The sequence below is a fragment of the Amycolatopsis coloradensis genome (assembly GCF_037997115.1).
Lineage (GTDB): Bacteria > Actinomycetota > Actinomycetes > Mycobacteriales > Pseudonocardiaceae > Amycolatopsis > Amycolatopsis coloradensis_A.
In genome coordinates this window covers 714,185-735,485 of the sequence record NZ_CP150484.1, presented here as the reverse complement: position 1 = coordinate 735,485, position 21,301 = coordinate 714,185, and the positions used below count along the sequence as shown (strand labels likewise).

General features: G+C 69.4%; 19 protein-coding genes. 10 read left to right on the top strand and 9 right to left on the bottom strand.

Translation table 11 applies throughout. The features are described 5' to 3' along the window. Nucleotides 1-42 precede the first annotated feature (42 nt). The 3 genes from LCL61_RS03315 (at nucleotide 43) to LCL61_RS03305 (ending at nucleotide 2,561) form a co-directional block, all read left to right on the top strand. The gene (locus LCL61_RS03315) at nucleotides 43-843 is read left to right on the top strand and encodes a siderophore-interacting protein (RefSeq protein ID WP_340685451.1); all 801 of its coding nucleotides are present in this window, start codon (nucleotides 43-45) and stop codon (nucleotides 841-843) included. Between the two features lie 10 nt (nucleotides 844-853). Further along, nucleotides 854-2,089, top strand: a complete 1,236-nt coding sequence (locus tag LCL61_RS03310) for a serine hydrolase domain-containing protein (protein ID WP_340685450.1) — start codon at nucleotides 854-856, stop codon at nucleotides 2,087-2,089. 67 nt (nucleotides 2,090-2,156) lie between these two features. Next, on the top strand, nucleotides 2,157-2,561 hold the full coding sequence (locus tag LCL61_RS03305; protein ID WP_340685449.1) for a hypothetical protein: 405 nt from the start codon (nucleotides 2,157-2,159) through the stop codon (nucleotides 2,559-2,561). Here the strand turns inward: LCL61_RS03305 and LCL61_RS03300 are convergent. Beyond that, a complete protein-coding gene (locus LCL61_RS03300) occupies nucleotides 2,537-4,000 on the bottom strand; it encodes an alpha/beta hydrolase (RefSeq protein ID WP_425341979.1) in 1,464 nt (487 codons plus the stop codon). The genes LCL61_RS03305 and LCL61_RS03300 overlap by 25 nt on opposite strands. A gap of 174 nt (nucleotides 4,001-4,174) precedes the next feature. Here LCL61_RS03300 and LCL61_RS03295 point away from each other — a divergent pair, with 174 nt between their 5' ends. After that, the gene (locus LCL61_RS03295) at nucleotides 4,175-5,665 is read left to right on the top strand and encodes an FAD-dependent monooxygenase (protein WP_340685447.1); all 1,491 of its coding nucleotides are present in this window, start codon (nucleotides 4,175-4,177) and stop codon (nucleotides 5,663-5,665) included. 60 nt (nucleotides 5,666-5,725) lie between these two features. Here the strand turns inward: LCL61_RS03295 and LCL61_RS03290 are convergent, their stop codons facing one another. From LCL61_RS03290 to LCL61_RS03275, 4 genes are read right to left on the bottom strand one after another with little or no spacing between them, the layout of a single operon-like run. Beyond that, the gene (locus LCL61_RS03290) at nucleotides 5,726-6,715 is read right to left on the bottom strand and encodes a TIGR03842 family LLM class F420-dependent oxidoreductase (RefSeq protein WP_340685446.1); all 990 of its coding nucleotides are present in this window, start codon (nucleotides 6,713-6,715) and stop codon (nucleotides 5,726-5,728) included. Nucleotides 6,716-6,727: 12 nt separating this feature from the next. Next, nucleotides 6,728-8,113 (bottom strand): dihydropyrimidinase, encoded by a 1,386-nt coding sequence (gene hydA / locus LCL61_RS03285; protein ID WP_340685445.1) that lies wholly within the window; start codon nucleotides 8,111-8,113, stop codon nucleotides 6,728-6,730. Beyond that, complete coding sequence (locus LCL61_RS03280) at nucleotides 8,113-8,955, bottom strand: nitrilase-related carbon-nitrogen hydrolase (RefSeq protein WP_037310537.1); 843 nt, start codon at nucleotides 8,953-8,955, stop codon at nucleotides 8,113-8,115. Before LCL61_RS03280 ends, hydA begins: the two co-directional genes overlap by 1 nt. Next, on the bottom strand, nucleotides 8,906-10,477 hold the full coding sequence (locus LCL61_RS03275; protein WP_340685444.1) for an NCS1 family nucleobase:cation symporter-1: 1,572 nt from the start codon (nucleotides 10,475-10,477) through the stop codon (nucleotides 8,906-8,908). The genes LCL61_RS03280 and LCL61_RS03275 overlap by 50 nt, the downstream gene beginning before the upstream one ends. 241 nt (nucleotides 10,478-10,718) lie before the next feature. On the opposite strand from LCL61_RS03275, the gene LCL61_RS03270 reads away from it, so the two are divergent. The 3 genes from LCL61_RS03270 to LCL61_RS03260 all read left to right on the top strand — a co-directional run bounded on the left by LCL61_RS03270 (nucleotide 10,719) and on the right by LCL61_RS03260 (nucleotide 14,115). Beyond that, complete coding sequence (locus LCL61_RS03270; RefSeq protein WP_340688479.1) at nucleotides 10,719-11,402, top strand: response regulator transcription factor; 684 nt, start codon at nucleotides 10,719-10,721, stop codon at nucleotides 11,400-11,402. After that, nucleotides 11,399-12,424 (top strand): HAMP domain-containing sensor histidine kinase, encoded by a 1,026-nt coding sequence (locus tag LCL61_RS03265; protein WP_340685443.1) that lies wholly within the window; start codon nucleotides 11,399-11,401, stop codon nucleotides 12,422-12,424. Before LCL61_RS03270 ends, LCL61_RS03265 begins: the two co-directional genes overlap by 4 nt. Nucleotides 12,425-12,510: 86 nt before the next feature. Then, nucleotides 12,511-14,115 carry a DUF4173 domain-containing protein gene (locus LCL61_RS03260; protein ID WP_340685442.1) on the top strand — a complete coding sequence of 535 codons (1,605 nt, stop codon included), beginning with the start codon at nucleotides 12,511-12,513 and terminating at the stop codon, nucleotides 14,113-14,115. 121 nt (nucleotides 14,116-14,236) lie between these two features. Here the strand turns inward: LCL61_RS03260 and LCL61_RS03255 are convergent, their stop codons facing one another. Together LCL61_RS03255 and LCL61_RS03250 are read right to left on the bottom strand one after the other, a co-directional pair. After that, the gene (locus tag LCL61_RS03255; protein WP_340685441.1) at nucleotides 14,237-14,602 is read right to left on the bottom strand and encodes an SSI family serine proteinase inhibitor; all 366 of its coding nucleotides are present in this window, start codon (nucleotides 14,600-14,602) and stop codon (nucleotides 14,237-14,239) included. 59 nt (nucleotides 14,603-14,661) lie between these two features. Then, on the bottom strand, nucleotides 14,662-16,284 hold the full coding sequence (locus LCL61_RS03250; RefSeq protein ID WP_340685440.1) for a PucR family transcriptional regulator: 1,623 nt from the start codon (nucleotides 16,282-16,284) through the stop codon (nucleotides 14,662-14,664). 145 nt (nucleotides 16,285-16,429) lie between these two features. Here LCL61_RS03250 and LCL61_RS03245 point away from each other — a divergent pair, with 145 nt between their 5' ends. Then, nucleotides 16,430-17,926: a CoA-acylating methylmalonate-semialdehyde dehydrogenase gene (locus tag LCL61_RS03245; protein WP_340685439.1), complete on the top strand. Its 1,497-nt coding sequence runs from the start codon at nucleotides 16,430-16,432 to the stop codon at nucleotides 17,924-17,926. A 106-nt stretch (nucleotides 17,927-18,032) separates the two neighbouring features. Here LCL61_RS03245 and LCL61_RS03240 read toward each other — a convergent pair whose 3' ends face one another. Continuing rightward, nucleotides 18,033-19,235 carry a lipase family protein gene (locus tag LCL61_RS03240; RefSeq protein WP_340685438.1) on the bottom strand — a complete coding sequence of 401 codons (1,203 nt, stop codon included), beginning with the start codon at nucleotides 19,233-19,235 and terminating at the stop codon, nucleotides 18,033-18,035. A 128-nt stretch (nucleotides 19,236-19,363) separates the two neighbouring features. Beyond that, complete coding sequence (locus tag LCL61_RS03235; RefSeq protein WP_340685437.1) at nucleotides 19,364-19,546, bottom strand: hypothetical protein; 183 nt, start codon at nucleotides 19,544-19,546, stop codon at nucleotides 19,364-19,366. Between LCL61_RS03235 and LCL61_RS03230 the strand changes: the two genes are divergently transcribed. Then, nucleotides 19,545-20,153 carry a DUF1707 domain-containing protein gene (locus LCL61_RS03230; RefSeq protein ID WP_340685436.1) on the top strand — a complete coding sequence of 203 codons (609 nt, stop codon included), beginning with the start codon at nucleotides 19,545-19,547 and terminating at the stop codon, nucleotides 20,151-20,153. The genes LCL61_RS03235 and LCL61_RS03230 overlap by 2 nt on opposite strands. A gap of 81 nt (nucleotides 20,154-20,234) precedes the next feature. Then, nucleotides 20,235-21,260, top strand: coding sequence for a heat-inducible transcriptional repressor HrcA (gene hrcA, locus LCL61_RS03225; protein WP_340685435.1), 1,026 nt, complete (start codon nucleotides 20,235-20,237; stop codon nucleotides 21,258-21,260). The last annotated feature ends 41 nt before the right edge of the window (nucleotides 21,261-21,301 follow it).

Sequence of the window (21,301 nt, the reverse complement as noted above, 5' to 3'; positions counted from 1 at the left end):
TACGCTCGGTTAGGTTCACCTAACCCTGGAAAGGAAGTGTGCATGGCCGAGGCGCGGAGAGCGGTGTCGGCGACCCGGCTGCGGGTGCTGCGCACCGAGCGGATCACCCCGCATATGGTCCGGATCGTCGCCGGGGGCGAAGAGATCGCCTCCTTCCAGCCCAACGAATTCACCGATGCCTACGTCAAGGTGCACTTCCGGGTGCCTGGCGTCGCCTATCCCGAACCGTTCGACCTGACCCGCGTCCGCGAAGAGCTGCCGCGCGAGCAGTGGCCGCGGATGCGTTCGTACACCGTCCGCGCTTTCGACGCGAACCTCGGCGAGCTGGTGCTCGACTTCGTCCACCATGGTGACGAGGGGGTCGCCGGGCCGTGGGCCGCCGCCGCGAAACCCGGCGACGAGCTGCTCATTTCGGGACCTGGCGGGGCGTACGCGCCGGGCGAGGAGGCCGACTGGCATCTGCTCGCCGGGGACGAGAGTGCTCTTCCGGCGATCGCCGCTTCGCTCGAGGCGATGCCGGCCGGTGTTCCCGTGCACGCGTTCATCCTCGTGGAGGACGCCGCCGAAGAGCAGTCGCTGACCACCAAGGGCGACGCGCGGATCACCTGGCTGCACCGGAGCCGGGGTGACGATCTCGCGGCCGCCGTCCGCGCGCTCGACTGGTGTGAAGGTGTCGTGCAGGCGTTCGTCCACGGTGAGGCCGGGTTCGTCCGGGACCTGCGGCGTCATCTGCTGGACGACCGGGGCATGCGTCGCGACCTGCTGTCGATCTCCGGATACTGGCGGATCGGGAAGACCGACGAGGCGTGGCGACTGGAGAAACAGGCCGAGCGGAACGCGTAGCCTCGGTCGCATGATCGAGCTGAAGGTGGACGTCGACCCGGCCGAGGTGGGTTTCGACGCGGAGCGGCTGCGCCGGATCGACAAGCACTTCGACGGGTATCTGGAGCGAAAGCGGCTCCCCGGGTATCTGGCCGTGGTGACCAGGAACGGGAAGGTCGCGCATCTCGCGTCGAACGGGCAGCGCGACATCGAGGCCGGGCTTCCGGTCGAGACCGACACGATCTGGCGCGTCTACTCGATGACGAAGCCGGTCACCTCCGTCGCCGCGATGATGCTCGTCGAAGCGGGCCTCATCGACCTCAAGGACCCGATCTCGCGCTGGCTGCCGGAGTTCTCCGAACCGCGGGTCTTCGCCGGGGGCTCGTCGGTGAAGCCGGCGACCGTGCCCGCCGCCGAACCGATCCGCCTCTGGCATCTGCTCACCCACACCGCGGGGCTGACCTACGGTTTCCACCGCACGCATCCGGTCGACGCGCTCTACCGCGAGGCGGGGTTCGACCTCGGCACCGCGCCCGGGCTCGATCTGGCGGGCGTTTCCGAAGCGATCGCGCGGTTGCCGCTGCTGTTCCAGCCGGGTTCGGAATGGAACTATTCGGTCGCGACGGACATCCTCGGCAGGCTGATCGAGGTCGTCTCCGGGCAGTCACTCGACGTCTTCTTCGCCGAACGGATCTTTATTCCGCTCGGCATGCACGAGACGGGGTTCCAGGCCGCCGCCGGCGATCTCGACCGGCTGGCCGCGCTCTACGTGCCGCATCCCGCCACCAAGGAGCCGTTCCGTCACGACGAGCTGGGCAAGGTCGGCCGCGTCGCGCCTTCGTGCTTCTCGGGTGGCGGAGGTCTGGTCTCCACGGCGGGTGATTTCCACCGTTTCGCGCAGATGCTGGTGCGCGGCGGCGAACTCGACGGCGTCCGGCTGCTCGGCCCGCGCACGGTGCGGCTCATGGCGACCAACCACCTGCCCGGCGGCGTGGACCTGGAGACCTGCGGGCGAACCGGGTTCTCCGAGGCGCCGTACGACGGTTTCGGCTTCGGCCTGGGCTTTTCCGTGCTCGACGACCCTGTGAAGGCCAAGACCCTGGCCAGCGCCGGGGAATTCGCCTGGGGCGGCGCGGCGAGCACCGCGTTCTGGGTCGATCCGGACGAGGACGTCACGGTCCTGTTCTTCACCCAGTTGCTGCCGTCGTCGACCTATCCGATCCGCGTCGAATTGAGGAACTTGGTGTACCAAGCCTTGGTCGACTGAGGGGGAGCTCGCCGACGCTCGCCCGAGCGGGCCGCCGGACGTTCTGCGCGGCCGGGTCCTGCCGATCGTGCGCGACCCGGTCGGGACACTGCCGTCGGGGGCGAAGGTCCTGGCGATGGGCGACGCCGCGGTGACGAACGACCCGATCGCCGGACAGGGCGCGAATATGGCGGCGCACGCGGCCGCGGTCTACGAACGGCGCATCCTCGACCACGGTGACCGCCCGTTCGACGAAGCGTTCCTGCGCGGAACTTTCGCCGAATACTGGGAAAAGGCGCAGCACGCGACCCGGCTGAGCAACGATCTGCTCGGTCCACCGCCGGATCACGTGCTGGCCACCCTGGAAGCCGCGCGGACGGCGCCCGAGGTGGCGCGCCGGTTCGCGAACATCTTCGCCGATCCCGCCGACTACGCCGGTTGGCTCACCGACGCGGACACCGCGCTGGCTTACCTGGCGTCGAACGGCGCGTGATCCGGGGCGCACACGGTGCCGCGCGCCGGAAGGCGTCCGTGGGACAGGTAGGCGTCGACAGCCGCGTCGACACAGGTGCTGCGGTTCAACGCGCCGTGTCCCCAGGCGTCCAGCGTCAGGAGCCGGGCGTTGCCGAGGATGCGTTCGGCCCGCTTCGCCCCGGCGTACGGCGTTTCCGGGTCACCCTTGCCGTTGGCCAGCAACAGGATCGGCGCGGTCGGCCGGTTCCACGGTCCCGTGTACCGCGCCGGGTCGGAGGCGGGCCAGAAGGCGCACGGCAGGGAGAGATACGCGTCGTACGAACCGAAACCGCGGCTTTCCCGGTCGGCCGCGCGGGCCGCGCGAGGCCAGGCGGCCGGGTCACGCGGGTTCGTGGTGTCCGCGCAGATCGTCCCGCCGCCACCCATCGCGGAATCGAAAGGTGTCGCGATGGCCTTCTCCACGACAGGTTTCGTCACGGACTGGAGGAATTCCGCCAGCGCGGGCGAGTGGGCCTCGTCGGTCAGCGCGTGGTGGGTACGCCGGATGACCTCCTGATAGGTGACCGGCCCCGGCGTGGCTTCCAGCCGGTCGAGGAGCCCGTCGTACTTGGCCCGCAAGTCCTTCCCCGGCTCGCGGAACGCGCACCGGGTGTCGGCCGCGCACGCGTCGAGGAACGCCTGGAGTGCGCGGTCGGCGTCCCGGAAGCCGCCGAGCCTGGTGCTGAACGGGACGTTCGCGTCCTCCGGGCGGTGTCCGGTGGACCAGGCGATCGGATCGTTGACGGCGTCCAGTGCCAAGGCGCCGACCCGATGCGGGAACAGGTTGGCGTACACCTCGCCGACGTAGGTGCCGTAGGAAAGCCCGTAGTAGCGCAGGCGGGGCTCGCCGACGGCTTGGCGCATCCTGTCGAGGTCCCTGGCGACGTTCGCGGTCGACAGGTGGCCGAGCAGCGGCCCGGCGTTGCGGCCGCAGGAGGCGGTGACCTCGCGGGCGTCGGCGAAATGCCGGGTCTCCTGCTCGGCGGTGATCGGGAAGTTTCCCAGAATTCGTTTGAGCGGAACGGTTTCAGTGTCGGAGGCGAAGCATCGGACCGGTGTGCTGGCGCCGACGCCGCGCGGGTCGAAGCCGACGATGTCGAACTGCCGGTGCAGCGACGGGGTCTGGAACCTGCTGAAGCGGCCATGGTTCCCGGGGCCGCCGGGGTTGGTGAAGAGGGTGCCGCGTTTGTGCTTCTGGTCCGTCGCGGGGAGGCGGCCGAGCGCGATGGTGATCCGAGGGCCGCCCGGGTCCTGATAGGACAACGGGACCTCGATCTCGGCGCAGTCGTAGCCCGGTGGCGATCCGGACGGGCAGGGACCCCAGGCGAGACCCTTCGGCGCGGCCGAGACCGCGGGCGTGATCGTGACGGCGGCGAGTGCGGTGAGAGTGAGCACAGTAGCGATGCGGATTCTGGTCACCAAGCCAGCGTCTCGCCTCGCGGGCGCGCGATCCCGGGTGCTCGTACCCGGAAAAATGGTGGGGTAAGCCCCTCCATGTTCAACATATAGCGCACCAGGGGGCTTGCGGCAAGACCCCGGCGATGCCGCAGAATCCTCGGCCGTAGCGAGAACAGGCCGAACAGGAGTGAAGATTTGACGGACGTCGACGTGATCATCGTGGGTGCCGGCCCGACCGGTCTGATGCTGGCCGCCGAACTGCGGCTGGCCGGTGCGCGCCCGCTGATCCTGGAACGGCGGCCGGAACAGGGGAAGACTCCGAAGGCCCACGGCCTCAGCGGGCAGATCCTGGACCTGCTGCACCATCGCGGCCTGCTGGAGCGGGTGCGGGGGCTCGTCACCGACCCCGTCCCGCCGCATCGGTTCCCGTTCGGTGGGGTGCACGTGGACCTCACCCGGTTCGAGGAGCCGCCGCTGAAGGCGCTTTCGGTACGGCAGCAGTCGCTGGAGCGGCTGCTGGAGGAGCACGCCATCGAGCTCGGCGCGGAAGTGCGTCGCGGGCACGAAGTCGTCGGGCTGCGCCAGGACGAGGACTCGGTGACCGCCGAGGTACGCGGACCCGGCGGATCGTACGAGGTCAGCGCCCCGTACCTGGTGGGCTGCGACGGCGGACGCAGTCCCGTCCGTTCGATGGCGGGGATCGGTTTCCCCGGCACCACCTATCCCGAGGTCAACCGGATCGGACAGGTCAAGATCCCCGACGGGCTCACCGTCCACGACAACGGCGACATCGAGACGCCGGAACTGGGCCGGATCAAGGCGGGCTTCACGCGCACCGACACCGGCGTGTTCGCGCTCGGTTCGCTGACGCCGGGGATCGTGTTCATCCAGACCACGGAGGACGATCCCGGCGAGGTCGACGACGACGTGCCGATGACCCTCGCGGAACTCGGGGACAGCATCCGGCGGGTGCTCGGCGGCGACGTCCCGCTGGGCGAGCCGGTCCGGCTCTCGCGCTACCAGTTCTCCGCCCGCCAGGCGGAGCGCTACCGCGAAGGGCGGGTCCTGCTGGCGGGCGACGCGGCCCACCTGCTGCCGTCCACCGGCACGGCGATCAACGTCGGGATGTCCGACTCGGTCAACCTGGCGTGGAAGCTGGCCGCGGAGATCCAGGGCCGGGCGCCGGAAGGGCTGCTGGACACCTACCACGCGGAACGGCATGCCGCCGGTGCGCGTGCGCTCCTGCAGTCCCGGGCGCAGGTCGCGTTGCGGCGCGGGCACGACGAAGCGGCCGAAGCGCTCCGCGCGGTCTTCCAGGAACTGCTGGACGACGAGCAGGCGGCGCGTCGGCTGGCCTCCCACGTCGCCGGGACCGACACGCGCTATCCGATGCCGGGCTCCGGGCACGCGCTCGCCGGCACGTTCGTCCCGGATCTCGCGCTGGAGACCGACGAGGGCCCGACCAGCGTCGCCGAACTGCTGCGCCCGGCGCGGCCGGTCCTGCTCGACCTCGCGGGCAGGCCCGAACTGCGTGACCTCGCGCAGGGGCGAGTCGACGTCCACACCGCGAAGACCGAGGACCGGCCCGCCGACGTCCTCCTGATCCGCCCCGACGGCTACGTCGCCTGGGCGGGCGACGCCCCGGACGGCCTCGGCGAGGCCCTCGCCGCCTGGTTCGGCGCCTGACCCACGCATTTCGTCCTCTGAATGCGGTAAGAACGCATTCAGAGGACGAAATGCGGATCGTCAGCGGTTGATGACCTCCGAGCCGTAGCGCTTCAGGGTTTCTTCGCGCTGGTCGTGCATCAGGTACAGCGAGAACTGGTCGACACCGAGCGAAGCCAGCTCCTCCAGGCGTTCCACATGCGCCGAAGAAGGCCCGAGCAGGCAGAACCGGTCCACGATCTCGTCCGGGACGAAATCGGTCGACGGATTGCCCGCCCGCCCGTGGTGCGAGTAGTCGTAGCCCTGCCGCTCGCGGATGTAGTCGGTCAGTTCGCGTGGCACCGGACCGGAATCGCCGTACCGCGCCACGAGGTCCGCGACGTGGTTGCCGACCATCCCGCCGAACCAGCGCAACTGTTCCCGCTGATGCGCCAGATCGTCGCCGACGTACGCCGGGGCCGCGAGGCAGATCGTGATCCCCGCCGGATCCCGGCCGGCCGCGCGGGCGGCCTCACGGACGGAACCGATGGTCCACCGGGCGATCGCGGGATCGGCGCACTGGAGGATGAAGCCGTCGGCGTGCTCGCCGACCGTCTTCAGCGCCTTGGGCCCGTATCCCGCCATCCACATCTCAAGTCTGCCGTTGCGGATCCAGGGGATCTGCACCGGCTTGCCCCGCAACAGGACTTCGCGTCCTTCGGCGAGTTCCTTGACCACGTGCATGCAGTCGCGCACGGTGGCCAAAGTGGATGGTGGCATGCCGACCACCCGGTGGGCCGAGTCGCCGCGGCCGATCCCGCAGACGGTCCGGTTGCCGTACATGTCGTTGAGCGTGGCGAAAGTCGACGCCATCACAGACCAGTCCCGGGTGGCCGGGCTGGTCACCATCGGGCCCACGATCATCGACGACGTCGCCGCGAGGATCTGCGAGTAGACGACGAACGGTTCCTGCCACAGCACGCACGAGTCGAACGTCCAGCCGTAGCGGAAACCCTGGTCCTCGGCGGCCTTCATCAGCCGCACGAGGTCACGCGCGGGCGGATCGGTCTGAAGTACAATCCCGAAGTCCATCCGGCCACCGCCTCAATTCAGGTACTGGTTCAGATCGCGCGAGAGGAATTTCCCGTGCGTCGTACTGCCCGAGAAGCCGGACGGCGACACGACCACGCGCCCGCGGGACAGCACCGTCTCGACCTTGCCGGTGATCTCCATCCCTTCGTAGGCCGAGTAGTCCACGTTCATGTGGTGCGTCTCGACCGACAAGGTCTGCTTCGCCGCCGGGTCGTAGACGACGATGTCCGCGTCCGAACCCGCCGCGATGACGCCCTTGCGCGGGTAGAGCCCGAACATCCGCGCCGGGGTGGTCGAGCAGGTCTCGACCCAGCGGCCGAGGGTGAGCTCACCCGCCACGACACCCTGGTGCAGCAGGTCCATCCGGTGCTCGACGCCGGGGATCCCGTTGGGGATCGCGCGGAAGTCGCCGCGGCCGAGCTCCTTCTGGTCCTTGAAACAGAAGGGGCAGTGATCCGTCGACACCACCGAGAGGTCGTTGGTGCGCAGGCCTCGCCACAGGTCAGCCTGATGCGACTTCTCCCGCAACGGGGGAGAGGCGACGTACTTCGAACCCTCGAAATCCGGCTTCGCCAAGTCCTCGATGGACAGATAGAGATACTGCGGACACGTCTCCGCGAAGACGTTCTGCCCGTCGTTACGCGCTTCCGCGACCGCCGCGAGCGCCTGTGACGCCGAGAGGTGCACGATGTACAGCGGCGCCCCGGTCACCTTGGCCAGCTGGATCGCGCGCGACGTCGCCTCGCCCTCCAGCTCCGGCGGCCGGGTGAGCCCGTGCTGCACCGGGTCGATCTTCCCGGCGGCGAACGCCTGCGCGGCCAGCTGGTCGATCGCGATGCCGTTCTCCGCGTGCATCATGATCGTCGCGCCGATCTCGCGCGCCTTCTGCATGGCCAGCAGGATCTCGCCGTCCGTGGAGTAGAACACCCCCGGATAGGCCATGAACATCTTGAAGCTGCCGACACCGCCGTCGACGCAGGCCCGCATCTCCTTCAACGACGAATCGTTGACGTCCGAGACGATCATGTGGAAGCCGTAGTCGATGGCGCAGTTGCCGTCGGCCTTCTCGTGCCATTTGTCCATAGTGGACAGTAGAGACGTGCCCTTGGCCTGGACGGCGAAGTCGATGATCGTGGTCGTCCCGCCCCACGCCGCCGCCGTCGTCCCGGTGCCGAAGGTGTCGACGGAATGTGTTCCGCCGAACGGCATCTCCATATGGGTGTGCGCGTCGATCCCGCCGGGCAGCACGTACTTCCCGGTGGCGTCGATCACCGAATCGGCGGGCCCCAGTGTGCCGGGGGCGCCGACGGCCGAGATCGTCTCGCCGTCGACGAGGACGTCCGCCGCCGAAGCGCCCGCCGTGGACAGCACCCGCCCGCCGCTGATGAGGGTGGTCATCACGCCTCCGCGAGGGGTCCGTAGCTGTCGGGACGCCGGTCTCGGTAGAAAGCCCACAGGTCCCGCACTTCGGCGAGCTTCGCCATGTCGAGGTCGCGGACGACGATCTCCTCCTCGGTGTCGGAAGCGGCTTCGCCGACGAGCTGGCCGCGCGGGTCCGCGAAATACGACTGGCCGTAGAAGTCGTTGTCACCCAGGGGTTCCACGCCGACGCGGTTGATCGTGCCGACGTAGTACTCGTTCGCGACGGCGGCCGCGGGCTGCTCCAGCCGCCACAAGTACTCCGAAAGGCCCCGGCTGGTCGCCGACGGGTTGAACACGATCTTCGCGCCCGCCAGGCCCAGCGCGCGCCAGCCCTCCGGGAAGTGCCGCTCGTAACAGATGTACACGCCGATCCGGCCGACGGCGGTGTCGAACACCGGGTAGCCCAGGTTCCCGGGCCGGAAGTAGAACTTCTCCCAGAACCCCTTCACCTGCGGGATGTGGTTCTTGCGGTGCTTGCCGAGGTAGGTGCCGTCGGCGTCGATCACCGCGGCGGTGTTGTAGTACACGCCGGGCTGCTCGACCTCGTACATCGGGACGACCAGCACGACGCCGTGGCGTTCGGCGACCTCCTGCATGAGCTTCGTCGTCGGCCCGTCGGGGATGCCCTCGGTGTAGGAGTAGTAGTCGGTGTCCTGCACCTGGCAGAAGTACGGGCCGTAGAACAACTCCTGCAGGCAGACGACCTGCGCTCCCTGCGAAGCGGCCTTGCCGATGGCTTCGACCGCGTTCGCGATCATCGACTCCTTGTCACCCGTCCACCGCTGCTGGATCAATCCGGCTCGGACCAGGTCGCTCACTTGCATCCTCCTCGATCTCGGTGGTGCGGTTGCGTTCGGGCAGGGCCAGCAGCAGGTAGACGACGAAGGCGCCCGCCAGGCCGACGACCCAGTTGTAGTCGTAGAGCGGTTTCAGGAGCGGGATCAGCCCGTCGGCGGGGAACGGCCCGCCGTACGCGCCGCCGACCGCGAGGACGGCACCGACCAGCGTCGCGACGAGCGCCCGCCAGTTCCAGCCGCCGTTGAACCAGTAGACGCCGCGTTCGGTGTAGAGATCCCGCAGATTGAGGCGCGTGCGGTTGACCACCCAGTAACCGGCGACGAGCACCCCGGCGACCGCGCCGAGCAGGCCGCCGTAGAAGCCGAGCCAGGCGAAGATGTAGATGTTCGGATCGGAGTAGAGCCGCCACGGCTGGATGAGGATGCCGATGATGCCGGTGATCAGCCCGCCGACGGCGAAGGTGATCTTCTTGGGGAAAGCGTTGGAGAAGTCGTAGGACGGGCTGACCACGTTCGCCGCCAGGTTCGCGGACACCGTCGCCAGTACCAGCGCGATCAGCGCGACCACCACGACGACCGGCGAGTCGAACCGGTCGGCCAGTTTCGCCGGGTCCCAGATCTGCTCGCCGTAGAGGACACTGCCGCCCGAGGTGGTCAGGATGGCCACGATCGCGATGAACGTCATCGTGGTCGGCAGACCGAGGATCTGGCCGCGGACCTGTTTGCCCTGGCTGCCGCCGAACCGGGTGAAGTCCGGCATGTTCAGCGAAAGCGTCGACCAGAACGCGATCATCGCCATCAGCGCCGGGGCGAACACCTTCCAGAAGTCCGGTCCCCAGCCGAGTTTCCCGGGTTCGGCCAGGATCGGGCCGAAGCCGCCCGCCTTGACCAGGACATAGCCCAGCAGGATCAGGAAGCCGACCGACACCAGCGGCGCCGTCCAGTTCTCGAACTTCCGGACCGCCTCCATGCCGCGCCAGATGACGAGCATCTGGAACAGCCAGAACAGGCCGAACGAAAGCCAGAGCGTCCAGTGCTGGCCGAGGACGACGGTGGCATCCTTCCAGCCGGAGCCGGCCAGCCGCCCGACGATGATGTAGATCGCCTCGCCGCCGACCCAGGTCTGGATGCCGAACCAGCCGCACGCGATGAACGCCCGCAGCAACGCCGCCAGATTCGCGCCGCGCATCCCGAAGAAGGCGCGGGCGAACACCGGGAAGGGGATGCCGTACTTCGTCCCGGCGTGGCTGTTGAGCAGCATCGGGATCAACACGATCAGGTTGCCGATCGTGATCGTGAGCAACGCCTGTACCCAGTTCATCCCGAGCGCGATCAGCGACGCCGCGAGCGCGTAGGAGGGGATGTTGTGCGCCATGCCCATCCACAGCGCGAAGTAGGTGTACGTGGTCCAGGTGCGCTTTTCGACCGGGACCGGGGCGAGTTCTTCGTTGTAGAAGCGGCTGTCCTTCAAGGACTCGACCTCGCCGAGTTCCACCCGGCCATCAGGATGCACGTGCTGCGTACCGCGTGCCGTCGGCTCCATTGCGGAATCGTGCTCGCCCGCGCCGCGCGGGTGGGACTGGCAGACTGTTCACTGTTGATGGCGTCGGAGCGCAGACTGTCGATTGCGCTCGAAGGCTCGCGGTGCATGACCTACGTCACACACACGGACGTTGCAATCCGGCAAACCGGCCGAAACATCTCCACAGGATCTCCACAGCTCACCCGGATGGTCTCCACGGCCGGTGCTTACAGTCATCCCCATGGAACTGGGAGGACGCCGGGTGCTGGTCGTCGAGGACGACGTGACCATCGCCGAGAGCATCGCCGCGCGGCTGCGGGCCGAGGGATTCACCGTGGACCTGGCGCACGATGGCCCGTCCGGCGTCGAGACCGACGCCGAGCGCGAGCCGGACCTGGTGGTGCTCGACGTGATGCTCCCGGGATTCGACGGGCTCGAGGTCTGCCGCCGGATCCAGGCCCGCCGTCCGGTCCCGGTGCTGATGCTGACCGCCCGTTCGGACGAGACGGACATGCTGATCGGTCTCGGCGTCGGCGCGGACGACTACCTCACCAAGCCGTTCTCCATGCGGGTGCTCTCGGCGCGGGTGCACGCGCTGCTGCGCCGCGTCGAACGAGCGGCCAGGACCGACGTGAGCGACGCCGGTACGAAGATCGTCCTCGGCGACCTCGAAATCGACGTCGAGCAGCGGCGGGTCACGCGCGCGGGCAACCAGGCCCAGCTGACGCCGATCGAGTTCGACCTCCTCGTCCACTTCGCGAAGCGCCCGAGGGCGGTGCAGCCGAGGGAACGCCTGCTCAGCGAGGTCTGGGACTGGGACGTCGCGGGCACCGGTTCGGGCACCCGCGCGGTCGACAGTCACATCAAGGCGCTGCGCCGCAAGCTGGGCGCCGACCTCATCCGCACCGTGCACGGCGTCGGTTACGCCCTGGAGGTGGGATCGTGAAGCTTCGCCCCCTGCTCGGCCGCGTCGTCGACGCGCTCCCGAGACCGCTCGACCCGGTCCGCTCCATCAAGCTCAAGCTCGCGATCCTGCTGGTGTCCTCGGGCGGTATCGCGTTCGCCTTCTTCAACTGGCAGATCGGCTGGCTGCCGCCGCGGACCACGATCGCCGCGATGGTGCTCGCCGTGGTGACCTCGCAGATCCTGGCGCACGGGATGACCAGGCCGCTGCGCGAGATGACCGCCGCCGCCCGCGCGATGGCCAAGGGCGACTACACCCGGCGGGTCCGGGCGACCGCTCGCGACGAGGTCGGGGAGCTGTCGCACGCCTTCAACCAGATGGCCGCGGACCTGGACGCCTCGGATCAGCGGCGCCGGGAGCTGATCGCGAACGTCTCCCACGAACTCCGCACGCCGATCACCGCGCTGAACGGGGTGCTGGAGAACCTCGTCGACGGCGTCGCCGAACCCGATCCGGCGACGTTGAAGACCGCGCTGCAGCAGACCGAGCGGCTCGGCAGGCTGGTCTCGGAACTCCTCGATCTTTCGCGGATCGACGCGGGCGCGTTCCCGTTGCAGCTGGAGGAGTTCGATCTCGAACTGCTGCTGGAGGAGGTCGCCACCGAAGCCGGGGCCACCGGTCGCGGAGTGCGCTTCTCCGTCGACGTCCAGCCGCCCGGCGCGACGGCCGTCGCCGACCGCGGCAGGCTCTACCAGGTCGTGGTCAACCTGCTCGACAACGCCGTCCGGCACGGCCCGGCCGGGGGAGAGGTCCGGGTGCGGGCGGAGGCCCGCGAGACCGACGTCGTCATCGAGGTCGAGGACGAAGGCCCCGGGATCCCGCCGGGTGAGCGCGACAGCGTGTTCGAGCGGTTCACCCGCGGCGAACGGGCCGGCGGCGGGGGCACCGGCCTGGGGCTCGCGATCGCGCGATGGGTGGTCGATCTCCACGACGGCAGCATCGCCGTCGTCACGCCCGAGCAGCGGCCGGGCTGTGTCATCCGCGTCGTGATCCCCGTTCCGTAGGGGCTGAAGGGGACTTTCCCCGCATGCGATGGGGCGAAGGCGCCCTTCTGACTCACGAGATGTGCTTTCGCAAACTGGAGGACTTGATGAGCGAAGAACAAGAAGGCCGGCAGGCGCACGCGTCGCCCCCGAGGGCGACGAGCACGATGGCTCCGACCGTGCCCGACGGAGCCCTGCCGCCCAAGCCCATGCCGCCCGCGCCGCAGGTCCCGGTGCTGATGCGGCCCCGCGTGCCGCCCAAATCGACGATCGTCCCGCTTCCCGGCTCCGTCCTGCCCGCGGCGGTCGCGGCCGGGTTGATCGCCGCCTTCGCCATGCCGGACGAGCCCGGAGCCGGCTGGTTCGTGGCCGGGCTCGCGTTCGCGGTGGCCGTCTACTTCGCCGACAAGCGCGCCCGCGGCGACGCCGAACCGCACTTCCGTCTGGTCAACGCGGTATGGGCGGCGGCCGCGCTGGGCCTGCTCGCCGTCGGCATGGTCCGCGCGTCCGTGTGGCTGAACGTGTTGTGCGTGCTGGCCGCCCTCGTCGCCGGATCCCTCGCCGTGGTCGGGAAGCGCACGGTGAACACGATCATCTACGACGTCTTCGCGGTCCCGATCGAAGCGCTGCTTTCGATCCCGTGGGTCGGGCGCGGGCTCGCGAAGCTCGGCAAGAAGCAGGAAGGCCGCGCGAGGCCGAGGTTCCTGGTGCCGGTGCTGGCCAGCGCCTTGTTGTTGCTGGTGTTCGTGCCGCTGCTGCGGGGCGCGGACGCCGCGTTCGCGAACGTCGTCGACGCGGTGCTCCCCGAACTGAACCCCGGAACGTTCGTGCGCTGGGGATTCTTCTTCGTCGTGGCCGCGTCGGCCGTGACCGGCGCGTGTTACCTGCTGGCGGCGCCCCCGCTGCCGTCCGACAGTGCTGCTGTCGACACGGCGCGCAAACGCCTGGCGCACCGGCTCGAATGGACGTTGCCGCTGGGGGTGCTGGTGGCGCTGTTCACGAGCTTCGTCGTGGTCCGCCTGGTCGTGTTGTTCGGCGGCACCGAATACCTTCTGGCCACGAGCGGCCTGACGGCGGCCGAATACGCCAGGAGCGGGTTCTGGCAGCTCTCCGCCATCACCGTGCTGACCCTGCTGCTGGTCGCCGCCGCGCTGCGATGGGCGCCGAAGTCGTCGGCGGCCGATCGGGCCTGGCAGCGCGGCCTCCTCGGCGCGCTGAGCGTGCTCAGCCTGGTGCTGGTCGCCTCGGCGTTGAGTCGCATGTGGACATACCAGCAGGCGTACGGGTTCACCGTGCTGCGGCTACTGGTCGAGTTCTGCGAACTCTGGATCGGACTGATCTTCTTGCTGGTGCTCGTTTCCCTGATCCCGCTGCGGTCGGCATGGCTGCCGCGCGCGGCCATCGGAGCCGCCGTCGCGGCGCTGCTCGGACTGGCCGTCCTCGATCCGGAACGGTTCATCGCCGACCGCAACATCGACCGGCTCGCGCACGGCAAGACGCTCGACACCGGTTACCTCTCAAGGTTTTCCGCTGACGTCGTGCCGTCGGCCGACCGGCTTCCGGAGCCGCTGCGGTCCTGTGTGCTCAGGCCGGTCGTGCGGGAAATTTCGGAAGATGATTGGCGCGATTGGAACCTGAGCCGGTCCCTCGCGCGTCAGACCCCTGTCGCCGCGGAGGACGGGATCGGGTGCCGGTACCTGCCCCGTTCTTGAGTCGTGACACCACGGCCTTGATCGCCCTCGTGGGGGTGAGGGCGATCAAGGCCGCGGTGACCGGCGCCGCCGGGCCATCGAGGGGAAGACCCGGCGATCACCACGCCGGAGTGGGGAGCGGTCAGAAGGTGAAGACGCCTGCCGACTCGGCGTCGGCGACGCAACGGTTGGCGTAGGAAGTGCGGTAGGTGACCGGCTCGCCGCGCCACTTGCCGACCGCGGAGACGTCCACCGGGGCGTACTCGAGGGTGCAGGCCCGCGGTTCCGGGCGGAGCCGGTCGAACTCTCCGTCCACTTCGGACAGCTTGGCGCAGGCGCCACCGCGTCCCGGGTGAGACCCCCCGGTGGGTTCGCAGGTGAGCGAGACGGTGCCGATCCGGCCCCGGGTGTCGTGGCTGGTCAGCTGAAACGTGGATTCGGCGGGTTGCGCGGGGGCCATACAGGCCAGCGCGAGCACGCAGGCGCCGATCGGTTCGAAGAAAGCCATATCAACCCTATCGGCTTACGTGACCCGGTCACTGTGTTCCACGCTCGGGTGAGATTTACTCACTCGGACGTGTGGTCGTCCGCTTTTCGAATGTCGTGGGCGAGCAAAGCGACATAAAGCGAGAGCATCGACTCCGGATCTTCGAGCCGTACCCCGAGGACCTGCTCGATCCTGGCCAGCTGCTGGTAGTAGGCGGTGCGCGAGGTGTGCGCGGCGGCGGCCGCCGCCGACTTGTTTCCGCCGTGCTCGCAGTAATGCCTCAACGCCTGGACGAGTCTGCTGCCCTGTGCGGCGTCCCGGCTCAGCAGCGGGCCGAGCTCCCGCGCGGCGAACGCGGTGATCCGTTCGTCGCCCGCCAGCAGATGCAGCAGTCCGCGCAACCGGACGTCGTCGAGCCGGTGGACCACCCGTTCGACGTTTTCCGCGAGCGCCGCGGCGGCCACCTGCGCGGCTTCGACGAGCGTCCGGCGCGCGTCGGCGGGCCCGCCGCCCGTGGTCCCGACCGCGACCACGGCGGGCGCTCCGGCGCGGGCCTCGTGGACGTCGTTCGCCAGCCGTCTCAGTACCGCGTCGACCCCGGCCTCCGGCGACAGCGCGATCAGCGCGCGCACCTGGGTGTCGTCGGTGGCCACCAGCGCGGACACCTTGGCGTGCCGGGCGGCGAGCACGGTCGCCTCGGCGAGCTCCCGCAGCAGCACCGGGGTGGACTGCGCGGCCTTGGTGGTCACGGTGATCCGCGGCCGCACGGAGACCCCGACGAGCAGCCGTCCCGTCAGCGGGACACCCAGCGCCGAGGCCCGCGCGGTCAGTTCGGCGGGCGGCACCGGGTTGGCCAGCAGTTCGGTCAGGATCGCGCGGTGCGCCTGGCGTTCGAGGGAGTCGGTGTCCTTGGCGACCAGCCGGTGGACCGCGAGCGCGGACGCGGCGCGTTCGGCGACCACGACGTGCCGGTGCGGGGGCGGATCCCCGCAGACGACGACCAGCCGCCCCCAGTCGTGCCCGCGCGCGCCGACCACGGTGATCAGCCAGCCCGCGCCCGGGTGGTAACCGGTCCGCTCGCCGACCTGCACCGGCCGCGACCGGGACGGCCAGCCGGGCAGCAGTTCACCGGGGTCGGTCCCCGCCGTGTCGTAGGCGAGGACCTCGTGCGACAGCGTCTCCAGCACGACCGGATGTTCGGTGAGCCTCGCGACCTCGCGCAGGATGTCTCCCGGCTCGGCACCGGCGACCGTCAGCGCGGTGAAGGTCTCGTGGACCCGCTCCGCCGCGCGGAGTTCGTCGACCTGGGCGTCGACGATCAGCCCGTTCACCGCCTCCGTGACCGACACGAAGCGCGTCTCGCGCGAAAGGGTGATCAGCGGGACACCGTGCCGGTCCGCGGCGTCGACCAGCGCGGGCGGCAGCTTCTCGCTCCAATGCCGGACGAGTTCGACGACGATCCCCGCCACTCCGACACCGGCCAGATCGGCGACGTACCGGGCGAGCGCGGCGCCGTCGTCGGGCAGCGCGACCCCGGTGGTGAGCACGAGTTCCCCGCCGCGCAGCAACGGGGCGATGTCCGCGACCTCGGCGACGTGCGCCCAGCGGACCGGCGCGTCCAGCCCCGCCGCCCCCGCCACCACATGGGGCCTGCCCTGACGCAGCACCGGCAGCGCGAGCACCTCGGCGACGGTCGGGTACATCGGCCTCCCACTCGGTTCGGCAACGCTGGAGACAGACTGTACGGCCGGGACCGGGAGTCCGTACACGTTGCCGATGGCGTCGGTGTGGCGCGCGCGCCCAGACTCGACCGGGAGCAGGCACCCGGCGATCAGGAGGGCGGAACCCGTGACCGACCGCATCACCCACTGGATAGACGGCAAACCGTGCGAAGGCGTGAGCGAACGATCCGGGGACGTGTTCGATCCGGCCACCGGCCAGGTGCGGGCGAAGGTCGCCTTCGCCGCGCGGGACGACGTCGACGCCGCCGTCGCGGCCGCCTCCCGGGCGCTGCCGGGCTGGCGCGGGACGTCGCTGGCCGGGCGGACGCGAGTGCTGTTCGCCTTCCGTGAGCTGCTTTCGGCGCGGCGCCACGAGCTGGCGAAGATCGTCACGAGCGAGCACGGCAAGGTCGAATCCGACGCGGCGGGCGAAGTCGCGCGCGCGATCGAGAACGTCGAGTACGCCTGCGGTGCCGCGCAGCTGCTCAAGGGCGGGTTCAGCGAGAACGCCTCCACCGGTGTCGACGTCTACTCGATCTCGCAGCCGCTGGGCGTGGTCGGCGTGATCTCGCCGTTCAACTTCCCGGCGATGGTCCCGCTGTGGTTCGTGCCGAACGCGCTCGCCTGCGGCAACACCGTCGTGCTCAAGCCGAGCGAGAAGGACCCGTCCGCGGCCGTCTTCATCGCGGAACTGTTCGCCGAGGCGGGCCTGCCCGACGGCGTGCTCAACGTCCTGCACGGCGACAAGGTGGCCGTCGACGGGTTGCTGGAACACCGCGATGTCAAGGCGATCTCGTTCGTCGGGTCGACGCCGATCGCGAAGTACGTCTATGAAACCGGGACCAGGCACGGGAAACGCGTGCAGGCGCTCGGCGGCGCGAAGAACCACATGGTCGTGCTCCCGGACGCGGACCTCGACCTCGCCGCCGACGCGGCCGTCTCGGCGGGCTTCGGCTCGGCGGGGGAGCGGTGCATGGCGGTGTCGGTCGTGGTCGCGGTCGACCCGGTCGGCGACGAACTGGTCGCGAAGATCGCCGAGCGGATCAAGCGGCTCCGCGTCGGCGACGGCACGCGGCCCACCTCGGAGATGGGGCCGCTCGTCACCGCCGCCCACCACGAACGCGTCGAGTCCTATGTCGGGGCGGGGGTCGACGCGGGCGCCCGGCTCGTCGTCGACGGCCGCGGCGTCGAGGTCGACGGCGAGGACGGCGGCTTCTGGCTCGGCCCGACGCTGTTCGACCACGTCACGCCGGAGATGTCGATCTACACCGACGAGATCTTCGGGCCGGTGCTGGCGGTCGCGCGGGCCGAGGGCTACGACGCGGCGCTGGAGCTGATCAACGGCAACCCCTACGGCAACGGCACCGCGATCTTCACCAACGACGGACGGGCCGCGCGGCGGTTCCAGAACGAGGTCGAGGTCGGGATGGTCGGCGTGAACGTGCCGATCCCGGTGCCGGTCGGCTACTACTCGTTCGGCGGGTGGAAGGACTCGCTGTTCGGCGACAGTCACGCGTACGGGCCGGAGGGGTTCCACTTCTTCACGCGGACGAAGGTCGTCACGTCGCGGTGGCCGGACCCCTCGCAGGGCGGGGTGAACCTCGGCTTCCCGCGCAACAGCTGACGCTCGGGTCTCGTGAGTGGCTAGGAGACGGTTCTAACCGTCCTAGCCACTCACGAGGACGGACCGGGGTCACTCGCGAGGCCGCTCGGGTGGGTCGCGCCGCGCGTCAGAATCGGCCGCAGTTGCCGTTGCCGGCTTGCCCGGTGAACGCGCCCTTCAGCCACTCGGTGGCGTCGCCGGACGCGGTCGTCATACCCAGCGCGTGGGACAAGAACGGAGTGAAGGTCGTCAAGTCCTTCCACTGGACGTTGGCGCCCTTGCCGCACCAGTCCTTCGCCATCTGCTTGCCGACGGCGGCCGGGATGACGTCGTCCAGCGGGCTGTGTTCGACCATGACCGGCATGGCGGGCTTGATCGTGCCGATCCGGTTCTCCGCCACGATCGCGTCGAACGGCGGCTGGGTCAGGTAGGCGGACACCGGCTTGCCGTCCTTGGTCAGCGAGCTGGACTGCTTGTACATGAACTGGAGGACCGCGTTCATGGTGCAGGTCTGCCGGGCCCGCAGGAACAGCTCGGCACCGGCCTGGTTGGCCAGGTCCATCAACCTGGCCTCGGGGTAGGCCTGGTTGAGACCGATCAGGGCGTAACCGAGGAACCCGGCGTACATCCCGCCGTCGAGCGACTTCGACAGCACGGCCTTGTCCGCGGGCGGTGCGCCGGAGTAGACGCCTTTGATGTCCAGCTCGGGCGCGTAGGTGGCGGCCAGTTCGGCGGCGGCCGCGGCGGCACTGCCGCCCTCGGAGTAGCCGGCGATGCCCACCGGGCCCTTGGCGGACAGGCCCGTTCCCGGCAGCCGCTGCGCGGCGCGGATGACGTCGAGCACGGTGTGCGCCTCGGACAACCGGACGACGTACGGGTGGTCGCCACCGCCCTCCACCCACGGTCCGATGTAGTCGGTCTGCGCCACGGCGAACCCGGCGCCCAGCAACGCGTTGACGAAACCGCCTTGGAAACCGGAGATCAGGTCCGAGGCCCCCTCACCCGCGAGGGTTTTCGAGGGAGCGCAGTCCGGCCCCATGCCGAAGGTGAAGGGCGCGTAGGCCACGATCGGCCGTTCGCCGGGACCGTTCCACGGCTTGTCCGGTACCAGAACGGTGCCGCTCACCGCGACTTGCTTGTTCTTGTTGTCCCGCGACAGATATTGGATCCGGGTCGCCTTCGCGCCGTTGTAGGTCGAGGGCTGCGACTTGACCACGTCACCGTTCTCGCCGGCGGGAAGTGGCGAAGAGGAGGTGTACACCGAATTCGTGTCCGCGCTCGCGACCGCCGAGGTCGCCGCCGTGCCTGCCGCGACCAGGGTCGCGGTCAAGATGGCGATGAGGGTATGGCGAAAGGGAGAAGTCATTACTGCGCTCCACGCTGGGTCGGAAAGTGCGGCCGGTGGAAGAAATGCCTAGATGTAAGCCCTTCCGTGCCCGCGCAGTCAATCGCCGGTCGTCAAATTGTCGCGTCGGTACGGCTGTCCGCGTCCGCGATTGTCAGGCGGACGATGAGGCGAAAATGGTTTGTCATTACGGTCAGTGTGGAGAAACCGAATTCGCTCATGGTGGTCATGGCTTTCCGTCCGGCCGCCGGGGAATGGCCGGAGCGATCGCCGATTCCGGTTAGCATCGCCGTCATGTCAGAATCGAAGCGGTCGGCGATGCGGGTGGCCGATTCCGATCGCGAAAACGTCGCGCGACTGCTGTGCGAAGCCATGGGCGCGGGACGGATCACCGCCGGTGAACTGGAAACGAGGCTGGCCGCCGTCTACGCGGCCAAGACCTTCGCGGAATTCGAACCCGTCGTCGCGGATCTGTCCCCCGGCGGCACGCTCGCCCTGACCCACGCCGGCGACGAGGAGCAAGGCGGACGGCGCTCGTTCGCCGTCATGTCCGCCACCACGCGGCGGTTCGCCGGGCCACTGCCGCCGAACCATGTCAGCCGCGCGTTCTGGGGCAGCGTGCGCCTCGATCTGCGGCGGGCCCGGATCGACGGCGGACCTTGCACGATCAGGGCGGTGGCGGTCATGGGCGGCGTCAAGATCGTCGTTCCCGAGGACTTCGCCCTCGACGTCCGGGGCATCGGCCTGATGGGCGGATTCGGCACCGGCCGCGGGACGGGGCGGCGGCGGCCGACGACGGGCGCGCCGGTGCTCCGCGTCACGGGTTTCGCCTGGTGGGGGTCGGTGAAAGTGATCCGAAGGCCCGTGGAGCCGCGGCGGCGCTCCCTTCGCGGTCGCGGTTGACGGCCCCAAAGAAGTCCGGTGGCTCCCCGGGCACTTCGCCTTCCGTAAACTCGTTGTGAGGACGAGCCGAGGGAGGTGCGGGTGGCCAACGCGGAAGAACGCCGATTCGAAGTGCTGCGCGCGATCGTCGCCGATTACGTCTCCAACCAGGAGCCCGTCGGGTCCAAGGCGATCGTCGACAGACACAACCTCGGGGTGTCCAGCGCCACGGTGCGCAACGACATGGCGGCGCTGGAGGAAGAGGGCTACATCACACAGCCCCACACCAGTGCGGGCCGGATCCCCACCGACAAGGGATACCGCCTGTTCGTCGACCGGATCGCCGAGGTCAAACCGCTCAGCGCGGCCGAACGCCGGGCCATCACGGCCTTCCTCGACAGCGGCACCGACGTCGACGACGTCCTGCGCCGCTCCGTCCGCCTGCTCGCGCAGCTGACCAGGCAGGTCGCGGTCATCCAGTACCCGATGATGACCAACTCCGCCGTCCGCCACCTCGAAGTGGTGCCGCTCACCCCCGCGCGGCTGATGCTGGTGCTGATCACCGATTCCGGCCGCGTCGACCAGCGCACCGTCGACCTCGGGGACGTCATCACCGAGGAGAACGTCGCCAGGCTGCGCACGGTGCTCAACGGGGCGCTGGCGGGCCGCCGTCTCTCCGAGGCCGCGGCGGCGGTCGCCGAACTGCCGGAGAAGTCGCCGGGTGAACTGCGCGACAGCCTCACCCGCGTCTGTACCGTGCTGGTGGAATCGCTGGTCGAACACCCCGAAGAGCGGCTGGTGCTCGGCGGCACGGCCAACCTCACCCGCAACGTTTCGGACTTCCCCGGATCGCTGCGGCAGGTGCTGGAGGCGCTCGAGGAGCAGGTCATCGTGCTCAAGCTGCTGGCGGCCGCCCGCAACCCCGGTGCGATCAGTGTGCGCATCGGTGAGGAAAATGAGGACGAGCAGATGCGCAGCACCTCGGTGGTGTCCATCGGCTACGGAATGGACGACATGCTGCTCGGCGGGATGGGCGTCGTCGGGCCGACCAGGATGGACTACCCGAACACCATCGCCGCGGTGCGCGCGGTGGCGAACTACGTGGGGCAGATCCTCTCCGGCCGCTGAACGCGGCGTTGAGGTCGAAGTCAGAAGGAGAAGGCGAAGAC